Below are 23,589 nucleotides of genomic sequence, written 5' to 3'. Positions count from 1 at the left end.
CGCTCCTTGCAGTCGCTCGCAATGACGGCTTATGACAAAAACTAAACAATACAAACAATAATATGGAAGAAGACTTTAAAAAAACAGGTTATTTATTTGGCGGGAATGCTGTTTTTGTTGAAGAGCTATATAAGCAATATCTAGCCAACCCTGCCTCGGTTGATCAAACTTGGCAAGAATTTTTTGCCTGCATTAAGGATAATAATACTTTACTCAATAAAAGTACGGCAAAAATAATTATCCCTGATGAAATAAAAAAAGAATCGTTAAATAATAATTTATCGTCTGAAGACTTAAATAGTTTAAAAGCTAAGGAAATGATCAATGCTTATCGCAAGCATGCTCACTATTTAGCGAATCTTGATCCGCTTGGTCTTGAGCTACGTAAAACAAAAAATGATTTAAAACTTAATATAGAAACTTTTGGTCTTGATAGCAGTCAGCTAGAAGAAAATATCAATATTACGGATGAATTTGTCGGTACTTGGAACTGTAAATTATCTGAATTAGTGACCAAGTTCGATAAAGTTTATACAGGTTCTATAGGTGTAGAGTTTGAGCAAATAGAAAATGTAGCAGAAAAAAACTGGTTATATAATAAGCTAGAAAGCGAAATTACGTTTTCTTCTGAAGACAAAAAAAGTATCTTAAATGATTTAGTAGAAGTAGAAGGGTTTGAGCAGTATTTACATACAAAATTTCCCGGAGCTAAGCGTTTTTCCATTGAGGGTGGTGATGCTTCTATCGTTGCTATGAGTAAAGCTATAGATTTATCCATGCATCAGGGCGTCTCAGAAATCGTTATCGGTATGGCACATCGAGGGAGATTAAACACTCTAACTAAAGTAGTAGGTAAGCCATATAAAGCCGTTATTGCAGGCTTCATAAGCGGCAGCGTATTTCCTGATGAGCTAAATGTTTCAGGCGATGTAAAATACCATTTAGGCTATTCGTCCGATAGAACTCTAGAGGATAAGAAAATACACTTGTCGCTAGCCGATAACCCTTCACATTTAGAAGCGGTAAATCCTATAGTTGCAGGGAAAGTAAGAGCAAAACAAGATATTCTTGGAGATACTAAACGCAGCAAAGTCAAAGCTATTTTAGTACATGGCGATGCTGCTTTTTGCGGTCAGGGCGTGGTTGCCGAGAGTCTATCAATGTCACCTTTAGCTGCTTATGATATCGGCGGGATATTGCATTTCGTCATTAATAATCAGTTAGGTTTTACGGCTAATGCTGCAGATACTAGAGCTAGTAGATATTCTACGGAGTTTGCTAAAATCATAGCTGCCCCGATTTTACACGTTAACGGTGACGATATAGAAGCAGTGTTAAAAGCCACCAATATTGCGGTAGAATACAGGCAGAAATTCGGTAAGGATGTTGTAGTAGAAATTATTTGTTACCGTAAATATGGGCATAATGAGGGCGATGAGCCGATGTATACTCAAGGCAAGATGTATAACATTATTAAAAACAAACTGACCCCTGGAAATATTTATGCAAATGAGTTAGTAAAAAGCGGTATAATCGACAATAATTATTTTGCTAAGTTAAAAGAAGAATTTAAAGCAAAACTAGATAAGGAATATAAGCAGGCAAAAAGTTATAAGCAAGAAGCACATTTCTTAGGCAGATTATGGCAAGGTATTTCTCGTACTCGTACACAAGCTACAATAACGGGTATCAGTAAAAAAACATTACACGATTTAGGCACTAAACTATGCGAAATACCGAAAGATTTTGCCGTTAATCCAAAAATTGTAAAACTATTTAAAGCTCGAAAAGCCACTCTAACAGCTGATCAACCTATTGATTGGGCGACGGCAGAGCAGCTAGCTTTTGCGAGCTTGCTTGCTTCAGGCACAAATATAAGGCTAACCGGACAAGATTCGGGACGCGGTACTTTCTCGCATCGTCATTCAGTATTGCACAACCAAATTGATGGTACTACCTATATACCTCTAAATAATTTATCTAAAGAACAAGCAAAATACGAGGTAGCCGATAGTAATTTATCTGAATATGCGGTGCTTGGTTTTGAGTATGGTTATTCACTCGCAAACCCAAAAAATTTAGTTTTATGGGAAGCACAATTTGGTGATTTTGCTAATGGAGCTCAGATTATTTTTGACCAGTTTATTTCAAGCAGCGAAACTAAATGGCTTCGTATGAGCGGGCTTGTGGTTTTGTTACCTCATGCATTTGAGGGACAAGGACCGGAGCATAGTTCGGCAAGACTTGAGAGGTTCTTACAACTGGCGGCTGAGAATAATATGTATGTTACATACCCTACTACCCCTGCTTCGATTTTCCATCTGCTACGTCGCCAAATACTTGATGATACCCGTAAACCTTTAATCGTAATGTCGCCGAAATCATTATTACGTCACAAATATGCCGTATCTAAACTTGACGAGCTAGGTGAAAATACTACTTTTTTACCGGTTTTAGATGAAGTAACTAAAGTAGATACAAACAATATTACTAAAGTAATTTTATGCAGCGGTAAGGTATATTACGATCTATTTGAAATGCGTGGCAATAACAGTAATATAGCGATTATTAGGCTTGAGCAATTATACCCTTTTGAAAAAAAACTTGTAGCATCGCTATTAAAAAAATATAATAGGACGCAGGAATTTATTTGGTGTCAGGAAGAACCAAAGAATATGGGAACTTGGTGTTATATAGTTTCTCACTTAAACGATGCTTTAAAAGAAGCAGGAATTAATAATGAGTTTAAATATGTAGGTAGAGAGGAATCAGCCTCTCCGGCAGTAGGCTCGCTGCAAGCACATAATAAACAGCAAGAGAAACTATTAAGGGCAGCATTGGGAATATGATTCTTAGGGTATTGCCTAATAATCATCATTGCAAGCGACTAAAAGGAGTGTAGTAATCTCAGGAATTTGCCTTAGATTGCTTCGTCGACGCTTATAGCGTCTTCTCGCAATGACGATAAAACTATACAGGGCTATGCTATACAAATATAGGAGTAAAATAAATTATGAGCGTTAAAATTATAGTACCGTCGCTTGGGGAGTCCATAACGGAAGCAACTATTGCCAAATGGTATAAGAAAGAAGGCGATTCGGTTAGAACCGATGAATTACTGTTAGAAATCGAAACCGAAAAAGTGACTTTAGAAGTTAATGCTCCTTGCAATGGTACTATAGGTAAAATATCGAAAACTGACTGTGCAAATGTAGCAGTTGGCGAAGAAATAGGCGAAATAAATGAAGGGGCAGCTGCAAATACTGCCGGTACTAATAATGAATCTGCTAAAGCTCAAGCAGTAACACAACCTACTTCAGAAAAACCTACCGTGGCTAATAATACTCTTGCTCCTTCTGTACAAAAATTAGTTACCGAAAATAAGCTTGACCCCAATAATATAAAAGGAACAGGTAGAGACGGTAGAATTACCAAAGGTGACGTGCTTGCAACAATAAACACTACGGCTACTTCTGCTCCTGCAATAAGTAAATCTAATGAAGAAAGAGTGCAGCGTGTTCGTATGTCACGCTTGCGTAAAACTATTGCACAGCGTTTAAAAGATTCACAAAATACAGCAGCTATTTTGACTACTTTTAATGAAATCGATATGTCAAAAGTAATTGCTTTGCGTAATCAATATAAAGAAGAGTTTGAGAAAAAGCACACTGTGAAACTTGGGTTTATGTCTTTCTTTGTTAAAGCAACAATTGAAGCTTTAAAGCTTATTCCGTCGGTAAATGCTGAAATAGATGGCGATGATTTAGTATATAAAAATTACTATGATATAGGTGTAGCTGTCGGAACAGAGCAAGGGCTTGTTGTACCAGTTGTTAGGGATGCCGATAAAATGGGATTTGCCGAAGTGGAGAAAGCTATAGGAATTTTGGCTAAAAAAGCTCGTGAGGGTAAGCTTTCTATTGCTGATTTGTCAGGTGGGACATTCTCGATTTCTAACGGAGGCGTATATGGCTCATTATTATCTACACCGATTATTAATCCTCCTCAATCAGGTATTCTAGGCTTACATAAAACCGAGGAAAGAGCTGTAGTTATAGACGGTAAAATTGAAATACGTCCGATGATGTATATAGCTTTATCTTACGATCATCGTATAATTGACGGGAAAGAAGGAGTATCGTTCTTGGTAAAAATTAAGCAGCTTATTGAGAATCCTGAAAAGTTATTGTTAAATTTGTAAACAATTGTCATTGCGAGTAGCCGTAGGCTGCGTGGCAATCTCATGGAATCATAACCAAACTCCTGAGATTGCTTCGTCAGTTACTTCGTAATTTTCCTCACAATGACGTGGTCCCGTTTTTACTCTTTGAAAAAAAAGTAAAATCATTCAAAGAAAGGAAGTATATAATAATGATAAAATGTACTCGTCGTATTGAGTTCGATGCAGGACATAGAATTATAGAACATCAAAATAAATGTCAATTCCTGCACGGTCATCGCTATGTTCTTGAGATCGCTATAGCCGCAAACAAAACCGATAAACTTGGTATGGTAATCGATTTTGGTTTAATTAAGGATTTAGCTAAAAAATGGATTGATGAAAATTTTGATCATAGCTTAATCCTACATCAAGATGATAAGGAAATGGGGCAGCAAATAGAAAATTGTACCGGTCAAAAAATATATTACATGCAAAATAACCCGACTGCAGAAAATATAGCGACGCATTTAAAGAATGAAATTTTTCCTAAACTTTTCGTAAGTCAAAACTTCTTCGTAACGAGCCTCAAACTATATGAAACACCGAATTGTTTTGTTGAGGTTTAGGCATGCAAGATTGCTGTTTAATTTTAACTACTACTAATGATTTGCAAATTGCCGAGAAAATAGCATCTGTTTTGTTAGAATTAAATCTTACTGCCTGCATTCAAATTGACGATGTCAAAAGTTACTTTAGATGGGATGGTAGAGTAACTTTAGAAACTGAATATAGACTTGTAATTAAAACAAAATCTTCTAATTATAATGAAATTGAAAATAAACTCCTTGAAATTCATAATTATGAATTACCGCAAATAATAAAAATAAATATTGACTATGGCTTTCAAAAGTACTTAGAATGGATTAACCACAATAATAAATAAACTTATAGTTGAGCAAATTTAAAAATTAAGTAAGTAAATTATGAAATTATGGCAAAAAGTTACCTTAGGGTTAATCTTAGGTATTATATTTGGTATATACTTACCACAATATGTTAATTATATTAAACCTATCGGTGACATTTTCTTACGTTTGATAAAAATGATCATTACCCCTTTAATTTTCTTCAGTTTGGTTTCCGGTATCACTAGTATGAATGATGATTCTGCCCTTGGTAGAGTAGGAATGAAAGCGGTAGCCGCTTTTTTAGGTACTACTTTTTTTGCCACGGTTTTTGGACTCACTGTTGCCTTAGTATTAAAGCCAGGAGTAGGCGTACATATAGATTTCACCTCTTCAGGAACGACAAGCAGAACTTCATTTAATATAATTGATTTTTTTGTAAATATCGTCCCTGATAATGCTGTTGGGGCTTTTGCAAACGGTGATGTCTTACAAGTTGTATTTTTTGCTATTTTTGTTGGAATTACCTTAAACAAAATGAAATCTATCGGTGAACCTATTACTGATTTAATTCATGTAATGTCAAAATTAATATTAAAAATGATATCGTTTGTTATTCAATTATCCCCTTACGGTGCTTTTGCTTTAACAGGCTGGATTGTAGGCATGCAGGGAGTTGAGGTAATGATTAGTTTATCGAAACTTGTTGTAGCGGTAGTTGTGGCGATGACATTCCAATATTTAGTTTTTGGCTTACTTATATTTGTATTCTGTCGTGTTTCACCTATACCTTTTTATAAGAAAAGTTTTGAGTATCAGATACTTGCTTTTTCTACTTCAAGCAGTAAGGCAACTCTTGCAACTACTATGCAAGTTTGTCGTGAAAAGCTTGGCATTTCAGAGTCTAGTACTTCGTTCGTACTTCCGATAGGTGCGTCAATTAATATGGACGGCTTTGCTATAAATTTATCTCTTACCACCATATTTTTTGCTCAGATGATGGGAGTAACGCTTGCTCCTCACGACTATTTAGTCATTATTCTCACCTCAACACTTGGATCTATCGGTGGTGCCGGTATTCCCGGTGCCTCTTTGATAATGCTTCCTATGGTTCTTTCTTCGGTTCACTTACCTATAGAGGGAGTAGCAATTATTGCTGGTATTGACCGAATACTTGATATGCTACGTACTACTATCAATATTACCGGCGATGCAACAATTACTATGATTATAGATAACAGTGAAGATACTTTAGATAAGGAAGTATATTTATCTTAATGATATTGCTAATAAGACCAGACATTGTCATTGCGAGCAACTATAAGCATTGTTGTCTGAATTGAAAAAGGCTTTTTATGTCATTCCCGCGAAAGCGGGAATCCAAGGAAAAGCAAAATTAAAATATAGTTATCAAAAAGAAGATAATAGAATAGAATTTTTACAAGGTGATTCTAATAAAGTAGAGGCAATATTCCCAAAAGAAAAAATATATGAAATAGTACATCCTATACTTTGAATAGAAGATGCTCATATTAATACTATAGGTATTTTATTTCATCATTGAAGATACTAATATTGACTATAATAATGCGTGCTATGATGTTTGGAGGAAATTTTTAGATGAAAAAACTTGTATAGCAAAATTAGAAAATTTAAACAATAAAATCGTTAGATTAACTAGCTGGTTGAAAGAAAACAAAGATTTATATTGAGTAGATACAAAATATGTAAATTATACAAAAGAAATTAAAGATGCCGTAAATAATAATGCAGAAATTATACATATAAAAAATATCAATAAAAATTATAATATAATGACTCCCTATGACGGTGAGGTACGGATTAGCGGAATAGAAAAATTAATTTGTCATATGTATGGAGTAATAGGGATAATTGGTAGTTTGCCTGTATTATATAAAGAAGATAAGAATATTATTAGAGCAGTAGCACCAAGACGTAATGCGCATAATGAACGTAACTCTCAATCGCTGTATAATGATTGAGATTGGCATGTAGATGCTGCATACCGTCCAAATGACCAAGAAGAGTGATAACTTATCTCCTATAGTTGACTATTTAATTTGGGAGATTGTACATAAAGGACATGAGAATCTACCTATAATATATATTAGCCTTAAAGGTATATTAAATCAATTGAGCTACCAAGATATCTTAATCGGGCTAACAACATCGCAGTCGTAGACTGCATAGCACTCCCCAAAAAATAATAAAAAAAATTCTGTAAATCAGGATTTTTTCTCTTCCTTACTTCGTCAATTGCTATGCAATTTTCTTGCAATGACAGATACAGAACATAAGGCAGAAAATTAAGATAGGTTTTTATCCTAACTTGTGAAGTATAAATAGAAACGCTACAAAAATTTAACGGTGAGAATTGAGAAGCTTTTTTATTGCTTTTCTTTGTTTTGAGTCTTTATGCTATTTCTTTCTTTTATAATTTTTAGTTTAGTTTTAAATGGAGCAACAAATAAAGCAGTATAGTATTCTGCGTCAGAAGCATGTAAAGTTCTATTAGCATCCACCACTATCCAATCTAAAGCTCTTTTCTCTTTGCAATCTTTAATTTTTTGATCCGCTCCATATTCTAATAAAATACGAGTAGGTTCAACATTAAGATATGATGATGCATAATAAGGGAAGTCATTCCGGTTTTAGAATTTTGAACATTAGGATTAACACCTAACTTAAGCAAAAGTTTTATTAAATCAAGATTATTTCTTTCTGCGGCTAGCATCATTCCGGTAATACCGTCTTCATATCTTAAATTAGGACTCATTCCCTGATTAATTATAAAGTTTGGCAATTTCCGGCTTCATAAATCCTATATTTATATGGATTAAATTCATAGGTGCACCACACTTTAATAAAAAATCGGCAATATATTATTATTCGATATAGCATAATCTAAAGGAGTCCAGCCCAAATATGGTTGATTTACTCCATATCCCTCATCTAATATTTTTTTACTTCATCAATATTATCTGCTTTAATAGCATCTGCTATCGGTGTAATTGGATTTCCGACTTTTTGATCATACTCAACACCATTCACATATATCTTTTTTAAACTCAAGTTTACATTCCATAACATGAATAGAAGAAATAATAAAAATAATTATAAACTTTAAAATTACTTGAATAATTTTCATATAATCAATCTAGGTACTATGTAGCTATACAGCATTAAACCTTTGTCGGTAAGATAGATATTTTCATCTAGTCTAATTAAGTCTAACGCTTGATAATGCTTAAGATTATTCATATCTAAAATATTCTCTAATTTCGTGTTTAATTTCTGCTCTAATGTAGAAATATTTATACCTTTGCTAAGGCGTAAACCCATCATTAGCATTTCTTCAATAATCTCTTGATGTGCTAACTTAGTATTAGTTTGAATACCAACATTTTTTGTTTTAACCGAATCTAACCATTTTTCAGGTTTATGCCACATCATAATGGCCGATACCGAACTTGAGGATTCAATGATTCTACTATGAGCTCCGGGGCCTATACCTAAATAGCTATTATAATTCCAATAAGTTAAATTATGCAAACATTCATGCCCTATCATAGCATAATTGGATATTTCATATCTAAAATACTTTTTAGATTCTAGATAATGATTCGTCCATTCATACATTTCAGCTGCCGCATCTGAATGCGGCAAAATCAGATTACCCTCCTTAAATAATTTATAACACGGCGTACCTTTTTCGATAGTCAATTGATAAAGAGAAATATGTGAGGTAGCGAGCTGCATAGCTTGTTTTAATTCTTCTTGCCAGTCTTTTAATGTCTGACCGCTACGTGCATATATTAAATCAAATGACACTCGTAGAAAAATCGTATTTGCCGCCTCAATTGTTTTAATGGCCTGCATACAATCATGAGTTCTACCTAATTTTTTTAAATCGTCTTCTTTTAAGGATTGCACTCCTATTGAAACACGATTAATTCCGGCGGCTTTGAATGCTTTAAATTTTTCAGTTTCAAAGGATGTGGGATTAGTTTCTAGAGTTATCTCGGTTTGATTATCAATAATTGCTAGATTACTGATTTTATTTATTATTCCTTCAACTATTACAGGATTCATTAAAGAGGGAGTACCGCCCCCAAAAAAAATAGATTTTATATATTTATTTTGAATAATATCCTTAAAATATTCAATTTCAGTTTCATAAGATTTAAGCCACTGATTATGATCTATAGTACTTGCTACATGAGAATTAAAATCACAATACGGACATTTTGACAAACAAAAAGGCCAATGAATATAAATACTTAAATCATTAGCCATAACTCTCATATTTTGTATTTTTGCTAGTGCTAGCTTAGGTTTTGTGGACATTTCTAAAAAGATTTAATTTTGGTTATTTTTTGCTACAAATTATAAGATTTTTTTGAAATATGAATAACTATTTCTACAAAAATCTTATTAATTTTCGCTAAAAAAGACCTCAAAATAACAAATCAATTAGCAATGTCCACAAAACCTAGCATTTTCTTTGATTTTATTCAAGGTGTATGATAAAATACTATTCTAATTCAAAGCAAACTTTAAATAAAGCTTTTAATTTAATAGATATTATTAAAATTATGAAAAAAAAATTACCCACTATTTTATAATTTTTTTATTAACTTTTTGTGTTCAAGCTATGGGAAGTAATAATGAACAAATATATAACCCAACAGACACTAAATTTCTAGAAGAAGCTGAAGCTCTAAAATGGGCAAAAGAGCATACTGATAAAACAGAAAAGGCTTGCCAATCTATGCCTACTTATAAGGTAGTTAAGAAAGAAATAGAATCTGTTTGCTATGATCAAAGCAACACTCCTTTTGGTGCTATACGTAAAGGTTACGTATATAATTTTTGGATGGATTATAAAAACCCGCAAGGGTTATGGCGTAGGACATTGGTTGAGAATTACTCGAAAGATAAACTAAATTGGGAAGTTCTAATCGATTTTGATAAATTATCCCAAAAACTCGGTAAAAAAGTAATGTATTGAGGTGGGAGTGATTGTTTTCAAAACCCTAATCGTTTCTTAATTACCATGTCATTTGGCGGTAAGGATGAGATGTTTTTTAGAACATGGGATTTAGAGAAAAAAGATTTTGTAAAAAATGGTTTTGAGCCAAAAACAAGTAGCGGAAAATTACTAGAAGGTAAATTTACTGTCCCTACTTGGGTTGATCAAGATACTATTATATTTATCCAGTTTTACATCAAGAGGAAGTGACTGACTCTTTATATCCTAGCTCGCTCTACATATGGAAGCGAGGAGAACCTATACAGTAAGCTTTTATCCGATAATATTTCTTCATCTTTAATATTTATATCTGCAGATAAGGATTTTTATAATTACGATAATTATATTTTAGATACTAAAGATGAGAGCTTAAAATTACAAAAAATAAATATGCCATCAGATGCAACACCTGAAGGTTCTTTTAAATAATATGTATTTTGGCTACTGCGTTCCGATTGGCAATTTAAAGATAGTAATATAAAGCAGGTTCACTTGTTACCATACAATACGCTGATCTTCTAAAAGAAGATAGCGATAAAGCTAGCTTAAAAATATTATTTACCCCAACAGAGAGGGAAGTATTGTATTTTGTAGGAATGACTAAAGATACGGTATTTTTAACTAGCTATGAGAATGTTATTTCAAAAGTAGTAACATTTACATTAGAAAATAATGAATGGACAAAACCGGTAACTTTACTGTCTTATGAAAATACAATTTTTGGTATATTGTCTGATGATGAGGAAGAAGATGCATTAATTACTATAGAAAATTCTATAGTTCCTCCCACTATCTATTTATAGGATAAAACTCATGAATTCAAAGTTATTAGAAAGCCTTTATATCCGTTTGATAGCAAAAATTATGTTATAGATCAAAAGGAAGCTACAAGCTCAGATGAAGTTAAAATACCATATTTTATTGTCTATAAAAAAGGTACAAAATTTGATGGTCAGAATCCAACATTACTTGAAGCATACAGCGGTTTTCAAGTAATCAACTCTCCATATTTCTCTCGCATGGAAAATGAAGTATGGGTTAAACATGGCGGGGTTAGTGTTCTTGCTAATATTAGAGGTGGCGGAGAGTTTGGTCCTGAGTGGCATAAGGCGACTCAAGGAATAAAACGTCAAACCGGATTGAATGATTTTATTGCAGTAGCAGAGGATTTAATAAAGCAAAATATTACTAGCCCTGAGTATTTAGGAATTAAAGGAGGAAGTAACGGCGGATTGCTAGTAAGTGTTGCAATGACGCAGCGTCCTGATTTATTTGGAGCTATAGCATGTGAAGTGCCGATACTTGATACGATATAAAGAATTCGGAGCAGGACATTCATGGGTTACAGAATATGGTGATCCAAAGTAGAAGATTTAGTACATATCAAAAAATATGCACCACTAGAGAATTGATCTTTAACGCAAAAATACCAAGCTGTGTTAATTACAGATTCAGTATTAGAGCAGTGTGTAAACCCATGACATGGAAGAATTTTTGAGTATGTGCTTGAGAAAAACCCAAATACTAAAACTTACTTTCTAGGAAGTGTATATAGTGGGCATGGTAGTGGTAGTGATTTAAAAGATAGTGCCAATTATTTGATCAATATTTATACATTTTTTGCAAATGCTTTGAAATTAAAAATTAATTAAATTTAATACTAGGTCAATATGTGTTACTTATTATACTACTGGATAGTTTAAAAAAAACATCGATGTCATTCCTGCGAAGACACATGGGTGTCAACTTAAGGAAAAGGTCACCCCGTGGCTTGACCACAGGATCCATATAATTTTAGTATTTTTAACTGGATCCCGCGATCAAGTCGGCATTGTTGCATGGATCGGAAAACCTACTCGATGTCATTCCCGCGTAGGCGGGAATCCAGAAAAATAACTTCAATATTGCTACAGAAGTTACATACTTGATAAAATAACCATACAAACACTTGTTTTTATATGCTTGACTGGATTTCCGCCTTCGCAGGAATGACATAATGTAGATATAATATAAATTCAAGAAAACAATTTTCCAATTCCGCTACGTAATAGATTTTTAGGATTCATTTTACTGGCTTTTTTCATTATCTCGCTTATTTGTTTATATTGCTTTAGCAAAATATTTACCTTTTGTACCGTAGTTCCTGCTCCAGCAGCTATACGTTTCCTACGAGAAGCATTAATTATATCGGGATTTTTACGTTCTTTTGGCGTCATAGATAAAATAATTGCTTCTTGATGTTCAATTATTTTACTATTTAATTTTGATTGATCTATTTGATCCATAATTTTACCGCTACCCGGTAACATACTAAGTATACTTCCAAAACCTCCCATTTTTTTTATACTTCTCATTTGCTGAAGATAATCATTTAAGTCAAACTTACCCTTTTTTAATTTAGCTGCCGTTTTTTCAGCTTCTTCTCTATCAACGATACTAGCTGCTTTTTCAACAAAAGAGACAATATCACCCATATCCAGTATTCGCGAAGCTAAACGTTCAGCATCGAATTCTTCTAAATCAGTTAGGTTTTCACCGCTACTTAAAAATTTAATCGGCTTTTTAGTAATATATTTTACACTGAGTGCTGCACCACCCTTGGAATCGCCGTCAATTCTAGATAAAATTAATCCTGAAATTTCTAACTTTTCATTAAAACTACTTGCCGTAACTACTGCATCCTGCCCTGTCATACTGTCGATTACTAACAAAGTTTCTGTAGGCTCCACTATCTTTTTTATTGCAAGCGCTTCCTCCATCATAGCTTTATCAATTTGTGTACGACCTGCCGTATCATAAATTACGACATCATAAGCAGAAATTTTAGCCTCGGCAATAGCTCTTTTGACAATATCGAGGGGTTTCTCACCTTGCACAATAGGTAATGAATTAATCTGTACTGAGTTTGCAAGTATAGCGAGTTGCTCTTGTGCGGCCGGTCTGTAAGTATCTAAAGAAACAAGTAAAACTTTCTTATTTTGATTTCTAAGCCGTAAAGCAAGCTTACTACTCGCCGTAGTTTTACCACTCCCTTGCAGCCCTACCATTAGGAAATTTACGGGCGGCTTTGAATTTAAATTTAGCTTTGTCTCACTTTTACTTGAAGCTAAGAGATTGATCATCTCTTCATGGATAATTTTAATTATCATCTGTCCAGGTGAAACAGACTTAATAATCTCCTGCCCTAAAGCTTTCTGTTTAACTTCCGCTATAAAATCTTTTATCACCGGTAATGCAACATCTGACTCTAAAAGAGCCACTCTTATATCCCGCATAGCAACATCTATTTGGGCTTCCGTCAAAATGCCTGAGCTAACTAGCTTATCAAAAATCTTCGTTAAATTTTGTGTTAAAGTTTTAAACATGCAAATAATTTAATTTATAAAGTTCCTAAAACCTAATATATACTACGAGTAAATGAACAATAGTCAAAATAAAACATAAATTAAATTTATATTCTAGAGGGAAGCCGCTTTCTATCTTGAATATCTATTAACTATTTAAAAAAAAAAGAGTATCTCAATATATTTTGTTGTTTTATGGATAACATAGAAAGGAACGTAGTGATTATCGTGTTAATTACTAGAAAACTCATTCACCACTAATATATAACTTGTTTTTAAGTCCAAATCATAATCAATGGTATTATATATTAACTTTTTTATGTTGGTAAATTTTTGCAGTAAATATGAAGGGTGTCTATTTGATAGTTTATTAAAAATCTTATTTTCCAAATTTAGAAGTTCAATATTAACATTGGCAGATTTTTTAAGGATTCTATTCATTAATAATAATAAATTATCAATAAAATCTAGCCATAATTCTCGGTCTTTAGTAGTAAAGCGATTAATAAAATCTAACGTTTGGTTATCTGCTATCGACTGAATAAACTTGGAATATAATTCGTTTTTAGTATGATGGATAGGTGATCTAACATTAATTTTAAAACATCTTGATCTAATTGTAGAAATAATACTTGCAGCTCTTGAAGTAATTAAAAAAATGTAACTATTCTTTGGTGCATCTTCAAGAATTTTTAAGCATGAATTCGCTGCATTCAAATTCATAAGATCCGCCGAATAAATTATTGCAACTTTATAACCTGAAATTGCAGAAGTTTTACTTAAGAAGTCTTGTAATTTTCTTATTTGTTCAATAGAAATATTTTTAGCATTAGATGTAGCTGAAGTTTCCCTAGCGATGAAATGATAATCAGGATTATTTGCAAGAGGAATGCTATTCTTAAAAAGCTTAATATATATAAACTCTTCTAAATCTTTTAAAGCTTGCTCTATATTTTCGGCTTCGATAAGCCAACTATTGTATAGCTTATTATGTTTTAAGTTAAACTCTAGACGTTCAATTATCAATGGTTGTAATATCATTATGAATTGTACTTAAGAAGTATTCTATATCATTCCGACTTTTGCAGAGCATTATCGCATGAGCCGGTTTTTCTAGTGTCACCCCGCAAGCGTGTAACGGGGTTCGGAAATTATTAGTACTGTAAATACGTTACTGCTTTTAATTACAAGCTTCTTTCATTTTTCTTCCGGCTCTAAAAGTAGGTTGATTGTAAGCATCTATTTTCATTTTTGCTCCAGTTTTTGGGTTACGACCCTCACGTGCTTTTCTATGATGTATTTCAAATGAACCGAAACCTGTTATATTAATATTATGGTGACTCTTTATAGCACTAATCACACTATCAAGAACTAAATTCAGTGCTTTCTCGGCCTCAGCTTTTGTTAATGTTTTATGTGAAGCATGTTTATGATTATGACCATGGTCGGTCATAAATGCTATAAATTCGGTTTTATTCATTTTTTTTGGTTCTTTTTTGTTATGTGTACTCATAATAAAATCAATTCTCCTTTGATAGGTTAATATGTATTGATGTTTTTTTATAAAACAATATATACAACTGGCAATAATATACATCAATATATTTTTTATGTGAGTTAATTATAACAAACTACCCACATACTGCAAATGCCAGTTATTTACAAAGTTTAAAATATATACGTTATTATATTAATTTATAGAAAAATGTAGCCATTTTACATCAGTTATAGTGAAAATTTATCATTAAAACCCTAATTTATTGTCAGTAGTAAATTACAAAAACTAATTTTCTACTCTATAAAAAATTATAAGTTTTTTAATAAAAAACAATATATACTTAATTTACATAAAAAGTAGAAACCGTCTTTCACCTTTTATATAGAATATTTCTAACCGAATAGCAGATTATGTAATAATTCGCTATTCACATTAATTTAGAATAAAATTTTTAAAGAAAAATATATTAAATCCAATGTTATTGTCTGAAATTTGTATTAAACGCCCTGTCTTTGCTACAGTTTTGAATTTGGTTATTGTAGCTCTTGGAGCAATTTTTTTTACCAAACTACAAATTAGAGGTACTCCAGATATTTCAGTTCCTATTATAAATGTCGAAGCTCATTATGCAGGTGCCGATGCCTTATATATGGAGCAAGAAATAACGACACGTATAGAAAAAGCTTTAAAGACGGTTAAAAATTTAGATTATATAACTTCTCAAAGTTCTAACGGCGAAAGTAGTATTACTTTATCGTTTCTATTATCTACCGATATTGAAGTAGCACTAAACGATGTCCGTGCCAAAATATCGGATATCACTTATATGTTCCCGCAAGATATGAAAGCCCCGTCAGTTGCAAAACTTGATGCCAATAATTTCCCAAGCCTCTTCATAAGCGTTGAAAGTGATCAATATAGCGATTTAGAATTAACAAAGATCGTCGAAGATAATCTACAAACACCGTTAGATAAACTTGAAAGCGTAGGACAGTCACAAATTTACGGCGGTCGGGAATATATAATGAGAATAGAACCCGATTCTAAAAAATTATATCAACATAAAATTTCTTTATTGGAGATTGAATCCGCAATAAAAGAGCAAAATAAAGATTATCCCGCAGGTACGATTAAAACAAAAAGCAATAATTTTATAGTAACTCTTGAAGGTTCTTTATCTACACCGGAAGAATTCGGTAATATTATTCTAAAAGTACAAAACGGAGGTATCATAAAATTACGAGATATAGCAAAAATATCTTTAACTTCTCCCGATGAGGACATAATTTTTAGATATAACGGCAAAAGCTCTATTGCCCTTGGTCTTATAAAAGAATCAAAAGCTAACGTCATAGATTTATCACATGAAGTAACTAAAGCACTAGAAAGAATTAAAGAATCCATGCCCAAAGGAATAAGCATGGGTATCGCATATGATGGAGCAACACCTGTAAAAGCATCAATTTATGCAGTATTTCAAACAATTTTTGAAGCTTTAATATTAGTAGTTTTAGTCACTTATTTATTTCTTGCTTCTGCTAGAATTACCTTAATTCCGTTTGTAACGATTCCGGTATCGTTGATCGGTACTTTTAGCGTAATGTATGCTTTTGGATTTTCTATTAATATATTTACGCTCCTTGCTATGATACTTGCTATAGGTTTAGTGGTAGATGATGCGATAGTTATGCTTGAAAACATTTTTAGATATAATGAAATGGGGCATAAACCCATGGAAGCGGCTATGCTTGCTTCTAAAGAAATCGGCTTTGCAATCATTGCTATGACTATTACGCTTGCTGCCGTATTGTTACCCGTGGGTTTTATAGAGGGTTTTATCGGGAAATTATTTATTGAATTTGCTTGGACTTTAGCATTTTGTGTTTTATTCTCAGGATTTGTTGCTTTAACTTTAACTCCTATGATGTCAAGTCGTATGGTTACAAAACATAATACGGACTTACCAAAATTCTTAGTAAAGTTTAACGACATTCTAAAATTTATTCAAAATAAATATATTTACTATCTAAAGCTAACTTTTGACAATAAAAAGAAATTTGTCATCATTATTGCATCATCATTTATAGTGCTGATTATTAGTTTTAAATTTACTCAAAAAATTTTCGTACCCCAAGAAGATGATGGATTTTTACAAGTTTCTCTTAAAGGTCCTGAAGGTTCTAATTTAGAATCTTCTACTAAAGTAGTGAAAGAAGCCGAAAAAATCCTTGCTAATTATAAAGATATATTAGGTTATCTGATGGTAATAGGTGCAGGCGGTAGCGATAATGTTTTTGGATTCATTCCTCTAAAAAATTGGGGTGAGCGTTCTTGTTCCCAAGAAACTATTAAGAATATGTTAAATAAGCAGTTTTCTGAAATACCGGGCATGTCGATTTGCGCTATGGATCCACGTTCAATGGTTAGCGGGAATGCACGTAGCCCTATCGAGTTTACTATTCAAACAAACCTTGAATATGATGATCTAGATAAAATATCACAACAATTTATTGATATAATGAAAACAAATCCTATTTTCTTAAACGTCAATAGAAATTTACAATCGGCAATGCCGACTATAAGTATAGAAGTCAACCGTGATAAGGCTTATTTATACGGAATGGATTTGGCAAATATAGGCAAAACGGTACAATATTTACTTGCAGGTCAACAACTCGGGCATTTTAGAATGAGTAATGATTTATATGACGTTATATTACAATTTAATCAAAAAGATCGAAAAGATATTAGCGATTTTAGTAAAATTTTAATCAGAGCAAAAAATAATAATATGTTACCGCTTGAATCGATAGCCAATATTACGGAAAAAATATCAGTAAAATCATATAATCATTATAATAATTCAAAATCCGTTACTATTTCTTCCGATCTTGCTCCTGACGGGAAAATTGATGATGCAATTAATGAAATCAATAAAATAGCCGCTAAGTTACTTGATCCTAGTAATACTATAATTGAATATATAGGAGAAATTAAACAAATGAGAGAGGCAGACAGTAATATGCTTATAACATTTGTGTTTGCTCTTATATTTATCTATTTAGTGCTTGCAGCTCAATTTGAAAGCTTTACTGACCCTTTATTAATATTACTCGCCGTACCTTTCTCAATAACCGGCGGTGTACTTGCTCTCTGGCTTGCCGGTAATAGCCTTAATATGTATAGTAATATAGGACTTATTACTTTAATTGGATTAATTACTAAGAATTCTATTATGATAGTAGAATTTGCTAATCAGCTAAGAGCAAAAGGAGTAAAGGTTCAAGAAGCTATAATAGAATCCTCAAAACTTCGCTTACGTCCAATTCTTATGACTACTCTTGCTACCGTAGTCGGAGCTTTACCTCTAGTTTTTGCAGACGGGGCTGGTGCTGCTGCTCGTAATTCTATAGGCTTTGTAATAGTTGGAGGATTAAGCATCGGTACTATATTTACAATTTTTGTCATACCTGTAATATATCAAACTTTTAAGAAGGATTAATAAATTATTATAAAATTTAGTATACATATAGCTCAAAATGAGAAATGATTATTTTACGTTAGTTTTGTTGCATAGCTCGGAAAACGCATATAGTGTCACCCCGAGGCCTCACCACGGGATCCAAAAATGTAACCCATAATACTAGTAATTTTAGTATTTTAACTGGACCCCGCTATCAAGTTGTGGGATAACAGAGGTATGAGCCATGCAACAAGGTCTTTTACGTTTAACTAAAAGGAGCTTAAATATGTTAATAAATACTTCTAATAATCCACTTATTACTACTGTACATTTATTATCTTCTATAGGTGCTATAAATTGGGGCTTAGTCGGATTATTTAATTTTAATTTAGTCACACTTTTATTTGGCTCATTTCCAATTATTGTTACAATACTTTATATAATTATAGGCTTTTGTGGTGTATATTCTTTCCTTTGTTTAGGTAAGCTATTTTGTAAACCCAAAATAGAAAAGGTGAAGTAACTCTACCTTTTCGTCATTGCGAGCAGCCGTAGGCTGCGTGGCAATCTCATGAAATCATAACAAACTCCTGAGATTACTTCCTCAATTGCTATGCAATTTCCTCGCAATGACGACCTAACAACCTCACTTGTGCTATAGCAGTTATTGCTGCTGTTTCAGCACGTAATATATTACTTCCTAAACTTATAGATTTTGTATTCTTATATGAGGCAAGAAGTTCCAGCTCATCATTAGTAAAGCCTCCCTCCGGTCCTACAATAATAGTTATATCACTATTACTAAGTGATGATGAAATGCGTAATATAGAATTTTCTTCTTTTTCATGTTCATTAGCATATAACATCAAATTATTATTCTTTTTTAGATAATCTTGTATTGTGATAGCTTTTTCAATTATCGGGGGAGTAAGACGTTCTGATTGCTCTGTTGCCTCAATAACACATTTCGTTAAACGTTCGATATTTACCGATCTCAATTGACACCACCTAGTAATTAACGGAATAATTTTAGTTATACCGAGTTGCGTAGCCATATTTATTGCAAGCATTAATTTATCTTGCTTTATTATAGCAACAGCAAGAGTTAACGTAGATTCTGTATAAGGCTTTTTTAACTGTTCTTTAAGTCTAACCGATAGGTTATTTTTACCTATATCGTTAATTTGTGCTAGAAATTCTCCATCCGTACCGTTAAAGAGACGTAAGCCATCATTTACTTTAAGACGTAGCACCGTTTTGACATAATGAACATGATCACTTGCTAATTCTATCTTGCTATTTTCAGCTAAACGACTATTAATATAAATACGGTTATATTTCATATATTTAGTACTATGGACGATAAAAAAGATAATAGACATCTTTCCAAACCAACTTATAGAGAGGAATTTACAGGAGACACGGAACTCAGCACCACAGCGTATATGGACATACGTGAGGATGCGAGTACCGGACCGACGTCTAAATTACCTCTAGAAGCGAAGTTTGGAAAGATGTCTCATAATATATCAGAAGAAGCAAATTTACCAAAAGAAAAAGAAATTGGCGGTGTTAAAGGTCTAGAACCGACAAGATACGGGGACTGGCAGCATAAAGGTAAAGTCACAGATTTCTAATGCCTTGCCTTCAACACACTAAAATTTTACCCTATAAACCGCAAGAATTGTTTGATTTGGTCTGGGATGTAAAATCTTATCCTAAATTCTTGCCTTGGTGTTCTGCTTCTAGAATTATTTCAGAAAATAATCAAGAGGTTATTGCTGAATTAGTAATTCAGTTAAAAGGCTTTTCAGAAAAATATAACTCACGAGTTACACGCGAAATAACAGATGATGGAATATATTTGATTAATACAGTAGCTATTTCAGGACCTTTTGAATATTTAAAAAGTACTTGGCAATTTGTTCCATACACGGCAGGAACTGAATTAAAATTCTTTATTGATTTTAAAATGAAATCCGTAATACTGGATAAATTAATCAGCACTTATTTTACCAAAGCAACCGAAAAAATGATTATAGCTTTTGAACGGAGAGCTAAAGAGGTTATTAAATAAAAAAGAGTAAGGTTATAGATCTATAACCTTACTCTTTAGAAAGCTTTGTATTTAGTTACTAGGCAATATCAGATATATATCCTTCATCTCCTAAGATTTGAGTTTGATCATCATTAAGATTATTATAATCAAGGCTATAAAACTGCTCTTCTTGTTCTTCACTAGTACTGGAAGTATGATAATTAAATAATTCTTCATAAGCTTCATTTATTTCAGCATATTTCTGTATTTCTTTTGAAAGTTCTACTACTTTATTTTGCATAGCTTTTTCTGTACCATGCCATAACTTACTTGTCAAATTTGGCTTGTATTCTGCTAATTGCTTATTTTTGTAACTTTCTCTCTTTGCAACAGTTTCTAAACTTAAAGCTTTTTCAATATCTTCACTTGAATAGCCATTTTGTATTAGCTGCTGAATAATACAAGCATGTAAAGGAAGAATACTAGTATCTAGAACTAATTTATTTGTATATTGTCCTTTCACGCCAGGTATTGCCTGATATAACGCACGATCTGTTGATTCTACTATTTCATAGCCACCATTATGTTTGTAACCAACGCCGTCTTCCGTTAAACTTAAGGTTGGTACGCGAGTTATTGCATTAGATATTATCTTACCGTTTGTTCCTTCAATATATTTACCGGTAAATTTATCTATACCGTTTTTATCTATAGCAGTACCGTATACAAAACTTCCTAACCCCGAAGTAGCCAAATACTCTTCAACTTTAGTTGCTTCATGAGCTTGAGTAAAAAGCTTTATTTGTTCATTACTCTCCATAATGCCTTTTGCCCCATAACTAGTACCAAAAACACCCCCTGTTATTAAAGGTATTTTGCTTAACCAACTACTAGATGAAAAAAAACTACTTATACCTACAAAAAAGCTTCCCGATGCTAATTTTGTATAAAAACTATAATCTGCTTTTGCTTTTTCTATTAAAGATAAGTAAGTAATCGGTTTACTACTTCCGAATAAGTTTCGTATTAATAATGTCAACATAGTCTATCTCCTTATTTAAGTCACCATATTTCATGGTTACAAATGCACTATACAACAAAAGTAATCAGATATCAATCCTTTATTGAATAATAGATTAATAAACATTAATATTTGACTTGACATTTTTTAGAAAAAACCATATTTTATGGTAAACTAATCAAAAAGAGGTAGATATGCCTACGTACAAAAATTCTAAACATATTAGCACTAAAAAGCTTGCTTATATAGGTTTAGACCTCGCATATAAAACAGATGATTTAAATATTTATAAGCTAAAAGCATCAAAGGTCAATGAACAATTAACAGATAGCGGCTGGGAAATACTGACTGCTTCATGTGATAATATCAACACTGCTAAATATGATTATAAAGCCGTCGCATTTATAAATAAAGAAACTAAAGAAGTTCATATTGCTAGTGCCGGCACAAAATTCAATATATATGATTTATTAGACGACTTGCTTATCGCTCTGCACTATTTACCTACTAAACTAACTCCACTTCAGGATTTTGTTAATGAAATAATTAACAAATTAGGCGGCTTAAGTAAAGCCACAGAATATAGTTTTAATACTAGCGGTCATTCACTTGGAGCAATAATTGCAGATTTAACCTTAGTAGAAATACATTCTCGCAACCTAAATTTTAATAAATCTATAACTTTTGACAGCCCTGGCTCAAAACCGATAATTGAAAGAGGCATAGAAAAAAATTTATTTACCGGAAAAGTAACAACTCCAATACAAGAGCTAGCTACCCATTCTAAGATATATAATGCAAAACATAATCTTATTAATATTACTAATAAGCATTTTGGAAAAACAACAATGGTACTTCCTGGTAAAAAAACAGCACTATCACAATCAGAAGAATGGGCATCATATTTATATCATTTTGCCAAACAAAAAGTTACAAAATATCTAGGAATTAATGGAATAGTCGAAGGCTTTGAAGAAATCATAGCCGGAATCAGTAAACATGGACTTGTTAATTTTTCTGATTTGAAACAGAATATTACTTTAACCATAGATGATTGGGAAGCAGCAACACCAAAATATGCTAAAAATACTCTAAATTTAAAAAATAATTTATATAATCAAATAGTTGAAACTGAAACCGGAGCTAATTTAGTTGGGATGTATAATAATTTTCAAAGCTGCAGTCAAGAATATGCTCAGGAAGTCCAAACAACAGGAGATATAAGTAATTATCATCTATATCCTCTAATATGTTAAATAAAAAAATAACATGTATAATAAATTTATAGGCAGAAATCACCTTTCGCCTTTCATATTCATTATTTCTTATTTAGAGCAACTAAATAGATTTCCGTAGATTCACTGCGGCTGGATGAAGGTTTAAAATGTTTCACTGTTTTAAATTCACGCTTTACTTTATGTAATAATTCATTTTCTGCACCGCCACGAAAAATTTTAGCGATAAAATGACCGGAGGGTTTTAGTACTTTTAAAGCAAATTCAAAAGCTTGCTCACATAAAAGTAAGGTTCTTATATGGTCTGTAGCTTTATGACCTATGGTATTTGATGCCATATCACTCATTACTATATCAGCTCTACCGTCTAAAGCCTGAATAATTAATTCTTCCGTATCTGCTTCAAAAAAGTCCTTTTGAAAAAATTCAACTCCAGCAATATGTTCGATTTCTAACACATCGATAGAGATTATTTTATTATTTAGGTTATTATCCGAAGCTTTAATAAGCTTGGAAGCTACTTGACTCCATCCCCCAGGAGCTGCTCCTAGATCAACAATTTTCATGTTAGGAGTAAAAAGTTTAAATTTTTCATGAATTTCAAGTAGTTTATATGCAGCTCTCGACCTAAAACCGTCTATACGTGCTTTTGCAACATACGGATCGTTTAATTGGCGTCTAAGCCAATTACTAGAAGAGACGGTGCGTTTTTTAGAAGTCTTAACTCTAACAAATTTATTTCTATAACCGCTTAAATTATTTGTCATAAAATCTTTTATACTTATAAATATAATGAAGAATAAGTAGACGAAGTTTAACCTGGAAAAGAGCAAGGAATCCACAAGACGAGGCACGAAAGCCGTTAATAAT

Annotated in this window: 19 protein-coding genes and 2 pseudogenes; 13 read left to right on the top strand and 8 right to left on the bottom strand. The window is 32.5% G+C overall.

All coding sequences use genetic code 11. From position 1 onward, the window contains the following. Nucleotides 1-62 precede the first annotated feature (62 nt). From RJP_RS01250 to RJP_RS01220, 7 genes are all read left to right on the top strand, one after another. Nucleotides 63-2,849, top strand: coding sequence for a 2-oxoglutarate dehydrogenase E1 component (locus tag RJP_RS01250; protein WP_014120561.1), 2,787 nt, complete (start codon nucleotides 63-65; stop codon nucleotides 2,847-2,849). Between the two features lie 164 nt (nucleotides 2,850-3,013). After that, complete coding sequence (gene odhB / locus RJP_RS01245; RefSeq protein ID WP_014120560.1) at nucleotides 3,014-4,201, top strand: 2-oxoglutarate dehydrogenase complex dihydrolipoyllysine-residue succinyltransferase; 1,188 nt, start codon at nucleotides 3,014-3,016, stop codon at nucleotides 4,199-4,201. A 170-nt stretch (nucleotides 4,202-4,371) separates the two neighbouring features. Then, nucleotides 4,372-4,788, top strand: a complete 417-nt coding sequence (locus tag RJP_RS01240; protein ID WP_004996555.1) for a 6-pyruvoyl trahydropterin synthase family protein — start codon at nucleotides 4,372-4,374, stop codon at nucleotides 4,786-4,788. Nucleotides 4,789-4,790: 2 nt separating this feature from the next. Continuing rightward, nucleotides 4,791-5,105 (top strand): divalent-cation tolerance protein CutA, encoded by a 315-nt coding sequence (gene cutA / locus RJP_RS01235; protein ID WP_014013932.1) that lies wholly within the window; start codon nucleotides 4,791-4,793, stop codon nucleotides 5,103-5,105. Between the two features lie 40 nt (nucleotides 5,106-5,145). Then, a complete protein-coding gene (locus RJP_RS01230) occupies nucleotides 5,146-6,345 on the top strand; it encodes a dicarboxylate/amino acid:cation symporter (RefSeq protein WP_014120559.1) in 1,200 nt (399 codons plus the stop codon). 52 nt (nucleotides 6,346-6,397) lie between these two features. Next, the gene (locus tag RJP_RS01225; protein ID WP_024704457.1) at nucleotides 6,398-6,583 is read left to right on the top strand and encodes a hypothetical protein; all 186 of its coding nucleotides are present in this window, start codon (nucleotides 6,398-6,400) and stop codon (nucleotides 6,581-6,583) included. Between the two features lie 298 nt (nucleotides 6,584-6,881). Next, nucleotides 6,882-7,070, top strand: a complete 189-nt coding sequence (locus RJP_RS01220) for a hypothetical protein (protein ID WP_024704456.1) — start codon at nucleotides 6,882-6,884, stop codon at nucleotides 7,068-7,070. A 602-nt stretch (nucleotides 7,071-7,672) separates the two neighbouring features. Here the strand turns inward: RJP_RS01220 and RJP_RS08570 are convergent. Together RJP_RS08570 and hemW are read right to left on the bottom strand one after the other, a co-directional pair. Further along, nucleotides 7,673-8,011: pseudogene (locus RJP_RS08570) on the bottom strand (ankyrin repeat domain-containing protein). Between the two features lie 221 nt (nucleotides 8,012-8,232). Then, nucleotides 8,233-9,435, bottom strand: coding sequence for a radical SAM family heme chaperone HemW (gene hemW / locus RJP_RS01200; RefSeq protein WP_014120557.1), 1,203 nt, complete (start codon nucleotides 9,433-9,435; stop codon nucleotides 8,233-8,235). Nucleotides 9,436-9,742: 307 nt separating this feature from the next. Between hemW and RJP_RS10150 the strand changes: the two are divergent. Next, a pseudogene (locus RJP_RS10150) lies at nucleotides 9,743-11,772 on the top strand (prolyl oligopeptidase family serine peptidase). A gap of 363 nt (nucleotides 11,773-12,135) precedes the next feature. On the opposite strand, the gene ffh reads toward RJP_RS10150, so the two are convergent. The 3 genes from ffh to RJP_RS01160 all read right to left on the bottom strand — a co-directional run bounded on the left by ffh (nucleotide 12,136) and on the right by RJP_RS01160 (nucleotide 14,977). Beyond that, the gene (ffh, locus tag RJP_RS01170; RefSeq protein WP_014120556.1) at nucleotides 12,136-13,485 is read right to left on the bottom strand and encodes a signal recognition particle protein; all 1,350 of its coding nucleotides are present in this window, start codon (nucleotides 13,483-13,485) and stop codon (nucleotides 12,136-12,138) included. A gap of 210 nt (nucleotides 13,486-13,695) precedes the next feature. Beyond that, entirely contained in the window at nucleotides 13,696-14,505 is an 810-nt protein-coding gene (locus RJP_RS01165; protein WP_014120555.1) for a PRK06581 family protein, read from the bottom strand. A 139-nt stretch (nucleotides 14,506-14,644) separates the two neighbouring features. After that, nucleotides 14,645-14,977 carry an HU family DNA-binding protein gene (locus tag RJP_RS01160; protein WP_014013921.1) on the bottom strand — a complete coding sequence of 111 codons (333 nt, stop codon included), beginning with the start codon at nucleotides 14,975-14,977 and terminating at the stop codon, nucleotides 14,645-14,647. A 460-nt stretch (nucleotides 14,978-15,437) separates the two neighbouring features. On the opposite strand from RJP_RS01160, the gene RJP_RS01155 reads away from it, so the two are divergent. Together RJP_RS01155 and RJP_RS01150 are read left to right on the top strand one after the other, a co-directional pair. After that, nucleotides 15,438-18,464, top strand: coding sequence for an efflux RND transporter permease subunit (locus tag RJP_RS01155; protein ID WP_014120553.1), 3,027 nt, complete (start codon nucleotides 15,438-15,440; stop codon nucleotides 18,462-18,464). A gap of 247 nt (nucleotides 18,465-18,711) precedes the next feature. Further along, on the top strand, nucleotides 18,712-18,948 hold the full coding sequence (locus RJP_RS01150) for a DUF378 domain-containing protein (protein ID WP_014013919.1): 237 nt from the start codon (nucleotides 18,712-18,714) through the stop codon (nucleotides 18,946-18,948). An 88-nt stretch (nucleotides 18,949-19,036) separates the two neighbouring features. Here the strand turns inward: RJP_RS01150 and RJP_RS01145 are convergent, their stop codons facing one another. After that, nucleotides 19,037-19,768, bottom strand: a complete 732-nt coding sequence (locus RJP_RS01145; RefSeq protein WP_014013918.1) for a 16S rRNA (uracil(1498)-N(3))-methyltransferase — start codon at nucleotides 19,766-19,768, stop codon at nucleotides 19,037-19,039. Nucleotides 19,769-19,780: 12 nt separating this feature from the next. On the opposite strand from RJP_RS01145, the gene RJP_RS01140 reads away from it, so the two are divergent. Together RJP_RS01140 and RJP_RS01135 are read left to right on the top strand one after the other, a co-directional pair. Continuing rightward, nucleotides 19,781-20,062: a DUF1674 domain-containing protein gene (locus tag RJP_RS01140; RefSeq protein ID WP_014120551.1), complete on the top strand. Its 282-nt coding sequence runs from the start codon at nucleotides 19,781-19,783 to the stop codon at nucleotides 20,060-20,062. Next, nucleotides 20,062-20,502 carry a type II toxin-antitoxin system RatA family toxin gene (locus tag RJP_RS01135; protein WP_014013916.1) on the top strand — a complete coding sequence of 147 codons (441 nt, stop codon included), beginning with the start codon at nucleotides 20,062-20,064 and terminating at the stop codon, nucleotides 20,500-20,502. Before RJP_RS01140 ends, RJP_RS01135 begins: the two co-directional genes overlap by 1 nt. A gap of 58 nt (nucleotides 20,503-20,560) precedes the next feature. On the opposite strand, the gene RJP_RS01130 is transcribed toward RJP_RS01135, so the two are convergent. After that, nucleotides 20,561-21,505, bottom strand: a complete 945-nt coding sequence (locus RJP_RS01130; protein WP_014120550.1) for a hypothetical protein — start codon at nucleotides 21,503-21,505, stop codon at nucleotides 20,561-20,563. Between the two features lie 173 nt (nucleotides 21,506-21,678). On the opposite strand from RJP_RS01130, the gene RJP_RS01125 reads away from it, so the two are divergent. Further along, nucleotides 21,679-22,740: a hypothetical protein gene (locus RJP_RS01125; protein ID WP_014120549.1), complete on the top strand. Its 1,062-nt coding sequence runs from the start codon at nucleotides 21,679-21,681 to the stop codon at nucleotides 22,738-22,740. Between the two features lie 62 nt (nucleotides 22,741-22,802). Here RJP_RS01125 and RJP_RS01120 read toward each other — a convergent pair whose 3' ends face one another. Then, the gene (locus tag RJP_RS01120; protein WP_014013913.1) at nucleotides 22,803-23,486 is read right to left on the bottom strand and encodes an RlmE family RNA methyltransferase; all 684 of its coding nucleotides are present in this window, start codon (nucleotides 23,484-23,486) and stop codon (nucleotides 22,803-22,805) included. Nucleotides 23,487-23,589 lie beyond the last annotated feature (103 nt).

Origin of the sequence: Rickettsia japonica YH, assembly GCF_000283595.1 — a bacterium.
GTDB lineage: Bacteria > Pseudomonadota > Alphaproteobacteria > Rickettsiales > Rickettsiaceae > Rickettsia > Rickettsia rickettsii.
Note: the sequence above shows the minus strand (reverse complement) of the source record. Positions and strands in the feature narration are given on the sequence as shown.

Bases quoted from the DNA above. Each gene is read 5' to 3' on its own strand.
- RJP_RS01250 (WP_014120561.1), top strand. From the start codon at position 63: ATGGAAGAAGACTTTAAAAAAACAGGTTATTTATTTGGCGGGAATGCT.
- odhB (WP_014120560.1), top strand. From the start codon at position 3,014: ATGAGCGTTAAAATTATAGTACCGTCGCTTGGGGAGTCCATAACGGAA.
- RJP_RS01240 (WP_004996555.1), top strand. From the start codon at position 4,372: ATGATAAAATGTACTCGTCGTATTGAGTTCGATGCAGGACATAGAATT.
- cutA (WP_014013932.1), top strand. From the start codon at position 4,791: ATGCAAGATTGCTGTTTAATTTTAACTACTACTAATGATTTGCAAATT.
- RJP_RS01230 (WP_014120559.1), top strand. From the start codon at position 5,146: ATGAAATTATGGCAAAAAGTTACCTTAGGGTTAATCTTAGGTATTATA.
- RJP_RS01220 (WP_024704456.1), top strand. From the start codon at position 6,882: ATGACTCCCTATGACGGTGAGGTACGGATTAGCGGAATAGAAAAATTA.
- hemW (WP_014120557.1), bottom strand. From the start codon at position 9,435: ATGTCCACAAAACCTAAGCTAGCACTAGCAAAAATACAAAATATGAGA.
- ffh (WP_014120556.1), bottom strand. From the start codon at position 13,485: ATGTTTAAAACTTTAACACAAAATTTAACGAAGATTTTTGATAAGCTA.
- RJP_RS01165 (WP_014120555.1), bottom strand. From the start codon at position 14,505: ATGATATTACAACCATTGATAATTGAACGTCTAGAGTTTAACTTAAAA.
- RJP_RS01160 (WP_014013921.1), bottom strand. From the start codon at position 14,977: ATGAGTACACATAACAAAAAAGAACCAAAAAAAATGAATAAAACCGAA.
- RJP_RS01155 (WP_014120553.1), top strand. From the start codon at position 15,438: ATGTTATTGTCTGAAATTTGTATTAAACGCCCTGTCTTTGCTACAGTT.
- RJP_RS01150 (WP_014013919.1), top strand. From the start codon at position 18,712: ATGTTAATAAATACTTCTAATAATCCACTTATTACTACTGTACATTTA.
- RJP_RS01145 (WP_014013918.1), bottom strand. From the start codon at position 19,768: ATGAAATATAACCGTATTTATATTAATAGTCGTTTAGCTGAAAATAGC.
- RJP_RS01140 (WP_014120551.1), top strand. From the start codon at position 19,781: ATGGACGATAAAAAAGATAATAGACATCTTTCCAAACCAACTTATAGA.
- RJP_RS01135 (WP_014013916.1), top strand. From the start codon at position 20,062: ATGCCTTGCCTTCAACACACTAAAATTTTACCCTATAAACCGCAAGAA.
- RJP_RS01130 (WP_014120550.1), bottom strand. From the start codon at position 21,505: ATGTTGACATTATTAATACGAAACTTATTCGGAAGTAGTAAACCGATT.
- RJP_RS01125 (WP_014120549.1), top strand. From the start codon at position 21,679: ATGCCTACGTACAAAAATTCTAAACATATTAGCACTAAAAAGCTTGCT.
- RJP_RS01120 (WP_014013913.1), bottom strand. From the start codon at position 23,486: ATGACAAATAATTTAAGCGGTTATAGAAATAAATTTGTTAGAGTTAAG.